The following is a 7,215-nucleotide window of genomic DNA, read 5'->3' as shown; positions in this document are numbered from 1 at the left end:
TGTCGAACATATCAGCAGCATAGAATCTGCCAACAGGAATATTTAATCCTACGTAGTTTAACCCTGGTTGTTTTTGTTTGTCAACCCCGATGTGGTCCCGCTTTTCCCAGATAATTTCGTCTTTGAGTGCTTCTGTTTCTAGAGTTTGCCCCATTTGTTGCTCAACTTCTATGCGGAACTTTTCGAGTCCCCACTCGTCTATAAGCCACATTAATCTTGCTTTTTGCCGATTTCCCCGAAGTCCGTTGTCGCGGTAGACTTCTAAAATGCCTCGGCAAAGGGCAACGACTCGATCTGGTTCTACCCACGCATTTAGAGGTATAGCTGGTTCGCACCGTTTGGCTGAGAAAAAGCCACCCACCAGAACATTGAAACCAAATTTCTCATTTTTGTAGGCAGGAATAAAAGCAATGTCATTGATTTCCGCGTGAACTGAATTATCACGACATCCAGCGATCGCTATATTGAATTTTCGTGGTAGATTAGTAAATTCAGGGTTGCCTTTGCTATTACCAGTAATCATGTCTTGGACTTGCTGTACTAACTCACGGGTGTCGTAGAGTTCGTCAGCATCAATACCAGCAACTGGGGAACCTGTAATATTTCGGACGTTATCCATGCCAGATTGAACACTGGTTAAACCAACTCGTTCAAATTTATTGAAGATGTCTGGAATGTCTTCAATTCTAATTCCTCGCAGTTGTAGATTTTGTCTGGTAGTAATGTCAGCATTACCGTCTTCGCCGTAGCGTTGGACTATTTCTGCTAAAACTTGCATTTGTTGACTGGTAATAATTCCATTAGGCATACGCATCCTTAACATAAATTTGCCTGGAGTCACAGGTCGAAAGAATACACCCAACCATTTGAGTCTGTGGTTCCGGTCTGTTTCGTCTATTGCTTCCCAACCTATTCTGGCAAAATGTTCTATTTCTGTTTTTACTGCTAGACCATCTTTTTCTGCTTTAAATTTTTCAAACTTATTTAGTTTTGTTTGGCGTTCTATAGTGCCTGTCATCTATTATATTTTCCTTATTTACAGACTTTTATTTCCAGATCAAAACCTAATTTTAGGTCTAGTTTTGAGTTAATTGCTTGTTTTTTTTGAGATGTTTACTAGGATAAAAAACTTTTTTAAGAGATTATATGTTTTTTGAGCATATCTGTTTAACTAATTTTCTTTTAATTTGTTGTTGACCAATTTAGAGGAAGGCAAATAAATAATTCGTAGCTTATGTTACTAAATGTTTAGTTTTATGAATTTTATGTATTTTAAAAATGCGTTTATTGCATAATGTTGGGAATCTATATAACCAGACTTTAGCAAAAAGTGATTTAAAAATAGTATCAAAAGATTACACAGCAAGAGTTTAAGCTCAAATTATCCTATTTCTCGATCTGTCGAAGTTTGAGACATTTTTAGTCTGTTGAGATATTTTCCTTACCCCGATTATCTTTAAAGCCATTTTTGCTGTGCAAAATCTGAAAGTCCCGCTATTTTACCTGGGGAATATAGATGGAATTAGGTATAATATCAATTACCATACATTAATGCGATACTTAACGACACTTCAATTATTAAGTAATTAAAAAGAGCCGAATCACCTTTTTGATAATTGTTAGCCAGAAGCGTATTGATTATTCTTATGTTTACTTCTCCCCTACTCAAGATACAGGTAGAAAAGTTTTTGATAAATGGTATAAGGATGGATAAAAGAACCTGTAGAGTTGCCTCTCAAAGCTCTTACCTTGGTCATTTCAGTTAATCTCCTAGAGTCCGAACTATGTTTTTTCCTGACGGAATGCTCCGCAAATATGTCGCGTAGCGAAACGCTACGCGACATGAAAAACGCGCGTTGTGCGGTAGCAAAACAGTACTGACCGCTGAAGCATCCGAAGCGAAGGTCAGAGATATCGTCGGTTTTATTTTTGAGGAATGGTTCCAGCTTTTTAATCAATTCCCAGTAGAAAAAGCGATGAAAGCCGCAAATATCGCTTTTTCTACTGGCGCGATCGCATCACTACTAAACTCCAGCAAAATGTAGCTGACGAAACGCGATGGAAAAAGCGCCACCAGGAGGGTTTATTGTCTATCTGCTTGACTTGGCGCATGGCGTTGGGATGGTCGCTTTGTTCAAGCCATACATACTAGGTCTACAATATAACCTTATTACCCACATTCCGCACTTCAAATTGTCTTATAACAAGTTACAGAAAATCTATCTGTTTAATTAAGTAGAATTACTTATGGTGTTTGGTAACTGTAAGTGAGATCATAAAGCTGACAATATCCTGATTATTTACTATTAAAAAAACTGTCAGTAGATGGAAGAAATAGCAGTTAAAAATCTCGACCACTTAGGGATAGTCGCAGGGCTAATTGATGAGATAGGAATAGTGGAAATAATTAACCAAAAATTAGGAATTGATAGTCGAGAAAAAATTCCCACAGGACAAGTAATTAAAGCTTTAATTCTCAACGGATTAGGAATGGTATCACGTCCTTTATATTTGTTTAGTCAGTTCTTTGAAGATAAACCAATAGAAAAATTATGAGGCACAGGAATAAAAAGTGAATATTTAAACGATGAGAAAATCGGTATAGTAATGGATGACATCTATCAATTAGGACTAACAAATTTATTTGTAGAAATAGGACTATTAGTTACAAATAAATTTAAAATTGAGACAAAATATGCTCATTTAGATTCAACATCATTTCCTGCAATATGGGGAATATAATCCAATTTATACTACTGAAAATCATCAAAAAAAACCGATATTAATTACATGCATGATACTCATAAGATAATTGATAGTTTTGAAACAATGTGTATTAGTATAAAATGTTAGTAGTGATAGTGGAATACCATTGTTGATCAGGGCAGAGTAGCGGAAATGAATCAGATCAAGCAGTATTTGGCCAAATTTTACAATCTCTCAAAAAACAAATCAAACTAGATAGTATTATGGTCTGTGATAGTGCTTTATATACTCAAAAGAATATTCAGTTAATCTCAAATTTAAAATGGATAACTAGAGTCCCAATGACTTTAAAAAAGGCGAAGGAAATAATTGAAGAGCGACCTTAAAGAAGTAAAATTTTCCCCAAAAACAGACCCAGGAACCATAGAAATAACTAGAATACTTCAAGAAAAAGGATATAAATGGTTGGAGCAAAAAGTAACTTATGCTGGAATTCAACAAAGATGGTTGATTGTAGAAAGTGCAGAGGGAAAAAAAAGTGATATCCAGAAATTAGAATCAAAAATTGAACAAGAAAAAAAGACGGCATTAAAGCTAGTAAAAAAATTAGAAACAACTGGATTTGATACAGTTACTCAGGCTCTAAATTACTTAAAATCTATCAACAAAAAACTAAAATTATGGAGTGTAAAATCCACAGAACTCAGGGAAAAAATTTTAGATAAACAGTCTCTAGTGTATCATCATCAAATAGAAATTGAACCCAAAAACTCGGAAATAGAAAGAAGAAATTTAGTGGCTGGCCGATTTATTTTAGCGACAAATATTGAGCCATCTTCAGAAATACGAGGCCCAGAAATACTCTGGAACTATAAAAATCACGATTAGTTGTGAAAGGGGCTTTCAATTTCTGCCCATACCCACAATTCTTTGCAGATAGTTTTTTTGTAGAAAAACCACAAAGAGTGGAAACAATACTATTTGTTATGTCACTGTGTTTATTAGTATATAATCTAGGCCAAAGAGAGCTGATAAATACTTTAAAAAGAACCAGTAATAGGATAAAAAATCAATTGGGAAAACTGACAAATAATCCCACATTAAGATGGATATTCCAATGTTTTCAAGGAGTTCATTTATTAACAATAAATCAACGCCAACAAGTAGTTAATCTCACAGAGGAACGGAGTTTGATTTGACAGTTTTTACCCTCCGCTTGCCAAAGATATTATCAGTGATACGCTTCGGGTGTACAATGATATTTTGTAGCATCCAGAAGACGATAGTTCTACACACATGCGATCGCATTACCTGCTACACGAAAATTGATTGATGCTCTCGATAGGAGTTTAGTTGCTCCTGTGTTTTCTGCTGCCAACAGAACTTCTAGGTTCGTCAACAATACTTTAACGCTCACTTTTTTATGTTTTATACAATTAATTTGTTGGCTAAAATTCTGATGATAATTCATGTATCTTCATATGCTACATTATGAAGTGCTGAATGTGGGTTATTAGAGCAGTTTCGGAGGCGCGTGAGGTACAAAGTTTTATTGTCCTAGGGAACACTTAACAGGGAACGGGGAACGGGGAATATAAAAGTAGTCTTATGACTGTACCTCAGCATCCTCATGCATTGCTGTAAATATCTCCGAAAAGTTGCTATCTACCTAAATAACTCCACCCCATCCCTGCCATCAATATCTTGCACATAAACCTTCACCTGCTCCTCCTTAGCAGTAGGTAATTTTTTACCTGTAAAATCTGGATGAATAGGCAACTCCCGATGACCCCTATCCACCAAAACAACTAATCTAATTACTTCTGGGCGACCATACTCCACAACTGCATTCAAAGCAGCTCGTACTGTTCGACCTTTATAAATAACATCATCAACTAACACCACAATCTTACCAGTAATATCCACAGGAATTTCTGTTTGAGCTGGTGTTCGCATTCCCACTTGATACAAGTCATCGCGATAAAAAGTAATATCCAATGCTCCCACAGGTACCTTAACTTGTTCTAGTAATTCAATTTGATTGGCCAAAATTTTTGCTAGTGGAACTCCTCTGGTATGAATACCTAATAATACCAGTTGAGATAAATCTCCTGACTTTTCAATTACTTGGGAAGCTAGACGAGTAACAGTACGTCGTAACTCCTTTGCTGATAAAATTTCTACTGTATTGCTCATTTATTTACCCACCACAAATACAAGTCAAAATTCAAAATTCAAAAGTTATCTCTGAACTGATAACTGAAATGCGTACTGCTCAAAATTCAAAAGTTAAAAGTTATCTCTGAACTGATAACTGATAAATGATAACTGATAACTGATAATCCCAACCATATTAAAAAGCAGTACCGAGTTAACCGTAATGCTCGATCGATCGTTTCTGGTGTAATTGGATGAGTGGCGTCTCCCAATAGTGGTTTATGTTTAACGACCCCCTTGTAAGAATTTGCACCACCCATTTGCACCCCTAATGTTGCAGCATAAGCACACTCACTCCAACCAGCATTAGGACTTGGGTCTTTCACTGCATCCCTTTGACATATTCTCCAAACATATAGAGGTTTGCCAGAGAGAAATGCTATAGTCAGCACATTTAACCTACAAGGTAGCCAGGTTAAAACGTCTTCTAGTTTCGCACTAAACCATCCTAGATCGGTATAGGGTGCTTCTTTATAGCCTACCATTGAGTCTAATGTACTGGCAGCTTTGTAAGCAAAGGCCAAAGGTACACTGCCTACATTAGGTATTATTGCTCCTACTAAAGCATAAAATAATGGTGCTATTACCCCATCTGTAGCATTTTCTGTGATTGTTTCCAAAACTGCGCGAAATATTTCTGAAATTGATAAGTTTTCTGTATCTCTACCCACATATAAACTTAATTTTTGACGTGCTTGAATTAAATTACCACTTACGACAGGTTGAAGTACGTCTTTAGCTGCAGCATTTAAACTTTTACCAGCAAAACAGCTAGCTAATAGAATGCTCTCTAATATTACTGTGAATAAAGGAAATTGGACAAAATTTATTCGTAAAGCTTGAAAAATTAACCAACTGATAATTCCACTACCGAAAACAAGAGCGACTGCCAATAAAATACCTAGCAATCTCAGTATAAGTGCAGGGAGGTTATCTCTATGATGTTTACTGAGTTGAAAAATCAGTTGAGTGTAATGAGTAATTATCCAACCCATGACCTTGACAGGATGTGGCCAACTCCAAGGATCGCCAATCAAATAATCTAGGCAAGCAGCTATAAAAACAACAATGAAGCTATAGTTATAAGTCACAGAAATTAAATAATTATAAATTTGTTTTAGTGAATAATCATTGTCAATCATCTCAATCCTGATTAACTTTTACAACTTTATACTTAAGCTATCAAAAACTAAACAACAAAACTTGTTTCTTCTCCTACTATAGCTTGCCAACTACGGACATCGTAGTATAAGTCTTCTAGGGAAATATTGTAAAGAGCTTCAGAAAGTTTTTTATGCAGTCTATGCCAGATAGAATAAGTAACCCAGTCTTCTGCCTGGTTAGTATCAGGAGCATATCTAGGCAATGGTTCAATTGTTTCTCCAACAGATTCTAGTATTTGTCCTAAAGATATTTGAGCTGGTAATTTAGCTAGTTGATATCCACCTTGAGCGCCACGAAATGATACAACTAAACCTGCACGGCGCATATCTATTAATAACTTTTCAAGATAGGCTACAGGTATGTCTTGACGTAGTGCTATTTCTTTGACAGATACTGGAGTATTACTTTGTTGTAAGCTTAAATCTAAAAGTGCCTTAACACTGTAATGTCCACGAGTAGTTAACTTCATTGTATTGTTCTTAATTCAAAGGGGCTAGAGGAATTTATAGCAGCAACTATATCAAATGGCCATTCAACTAAACTAGTTAATAGTTGATAGTTGATAGTTCAATGCTGATATTACATACTATATAGATGATTGCTGAGTCTAATAAATTCCTATTCTTAGATTATTCTCTTAAAAATTTAATCAAATATGTGAATTTTTGACATAATTAGTGTAATATAGTTTTACAAGCAAATATCAAGCTATTGTTTCTTGGAAGTTAAACAAGCTAAGACAAAAGTTGATAACTGTAGTAAAGTGTTATAGGACTGAAAACATGGGTAAAAAGAAAAATCCTGAACCCTTACAAGGGAAAGAATTACTTGAAAAAGTCAAAGAGTTAGATAAAAAAAGTAAAGAAGAGAAAGCTAGAGAATGTGGCTACTACACTGTTACTAAAAGTGGTGTTGAACGAGTCAACATGATGAAGTTTTTGAATGCCTTGATTGATGCTGAGGGTATTGAGTTAGATGGAAAACAAAATGGTAATGGACGTGGCGGACGTTCTGCTAGTTATAAGATTAGTGTACAATCCAATGGTAATTTATTAATTGGTGCTGCTTATACTAAACAAATGGATTTACAGCCTGGAGATGAGTTTGAAATTTCCTTGGGACGTAAAA

Annotated in this window: 7 protein-coding genes and 1 pseudogene; 3 read left to right on the top strand and 5 right to left on the bottom strand. The window is 35.5% G+C overall.

Annotated features, from left to right (window positions below; translation table 11 throughout):
• A partial coding sequence (locus tag F6K22_RS25415) for a ferredoxin--nitrite reductase (protein ID WP_293104403.1) occupies positions 1–1,018 on the bottom strand: 1,018 nt, incomplete at its 3' end.
• Between the two features lie 838 nt (positions 1,019–1,856).
• Here F6K22_RS25415 and F6K22_RS25410 point away from each other — a divergent pair.
• Together F6K22_RS25410 and F6K22_RS43145 are read left to right on the top strand one after the other, a co-directional pair.
• Positions 1,857–2,045 carry a hypothetical protein gene (locus F6K22_RS25410; RefSeq protein WP_293104400.1) on the top strand — a complete coding sequence of 63 codons (189 nt, stop codon included), beginning with the start codon at positions 1,857–1,859 and terminating at the stop codon, positions 2,043–2,045.
• A 280-nt stretch (positions 2,046–2,325) separates the two neighbouring features.
• Positions 2,326–3,905 (top strand): annotated as a pseudogene (locus F6K22_RS43145) (IS1634 family transposase).
• An 89-nt stretch (positions 3,906–3,994) separates the two neighbouring features.
• On the opposite strand, the gene F6K22_RS25390 reads toward F6K22_RS43145, so the two are convergent.
• The 4 genes from F6K22_RS25390 to F6K22_RS25375 all read right to left on the bottom strand — a co-directional run bounded on the left by F6K22_RS25390 (position 3,995) and on the right by F6K22_RS25375 (position 6,556).
• Positions 3,995–4,123, bottom strand: a complete 129-nt coding sequence (locus F6K22_RS25390; RefSeq protein ID WP_293104391.1) for a hypothetical protein — start codon at positions 4,121–4,123, stop codon at positions 3,995–3,997.
• A gap of 248 nt (positions 4,124–4,371) precedes the next feature.
• Positions 4,372–4,902 (bottom strand): bifunctional pyr operon transcriptional regulator/uracil phosphoribosyltransferase PyrR, encoded by a 531-nt coding sequence (gene pyrR, locus F6K22_RS25385; RefSeq protein ID WP_293104389.1) that lies wholly within the window; start codon positions 4,900–4,902, stop codon positions 4,372–4,374.
• A gap of 86 nt (positions 4,903–4,988) precedes the next feature.
• Positions 4,989–6,065: an adenosylcobinamide-phosphate synthase CbiB gene (cbiB, locus tag F6K22_RS25380; protein ID WP_375340194.1), complete on the bottom strand. Its 1,077-nt coding sequence runs from the start codon at positions 6,063–6,065 to the stop codon at positions 4,989–4,991.
• Between the two features lie 47 nt (positions 6,066–6,112).
• Positions 6,113–6,556 (bottom strand): Rrf2 family transcriptional regulator, encoded by a 444-nt coding sequence (locus F6K22_RS25375; protein ID WP_293104386.1) that lies wholly within the window; start codon positions 6,554–6,556, stop codon positions 6,113–6,115.
• Positions 6,557–6,869: 313 nt separating this feature from the next.
• On the opposite strand from F6K22_RS25375, the gene F6K22_RS25370 reads away from it, so the two are divergent.
• The coding region (locus tag F6K22_RS25370; protein WP_293104384.1) for an AbrB family transcriptional regulator at positions 6,870–7,215 on the top strand (346 nt) is incomplete at its 3' end.

Source organism: Okeania sp. SIO2F4, assembly GCF_010672385.1.
Lineage (GTDB): Bacteria > Cyanobacteriota > Cyanobacteriia > Cyanobacteriales > Microcoleaceae > Trichodesmium.
This window is presented reverse-complemented; position numbering and strand designations above follow the sequence as displayed.

Bases quoted from the DNA above. Each gene is read 5' to 3' on its own strand.
- cbiB (WP_375340194.1), bottom strand. From the start codon at position 6,065: ATGATTGACAATGATTATTCACTAAAACAAATTTATAATTATTTAATT.
- pyrR (WP_293104389.1), bottom strand. From the start codon at position 4,902: ATGAGCAATACAGTAGAAATTTTATCAGCAAAGGAGTTACGACGTACT.
- F6K22_RS25375 (WP_293104386.1), bottom strand. From the start codon at position 6,556: ATGAAGTTAACTACTCGTGGACATTACAGTGTTAAGGCACTTTTAGAT.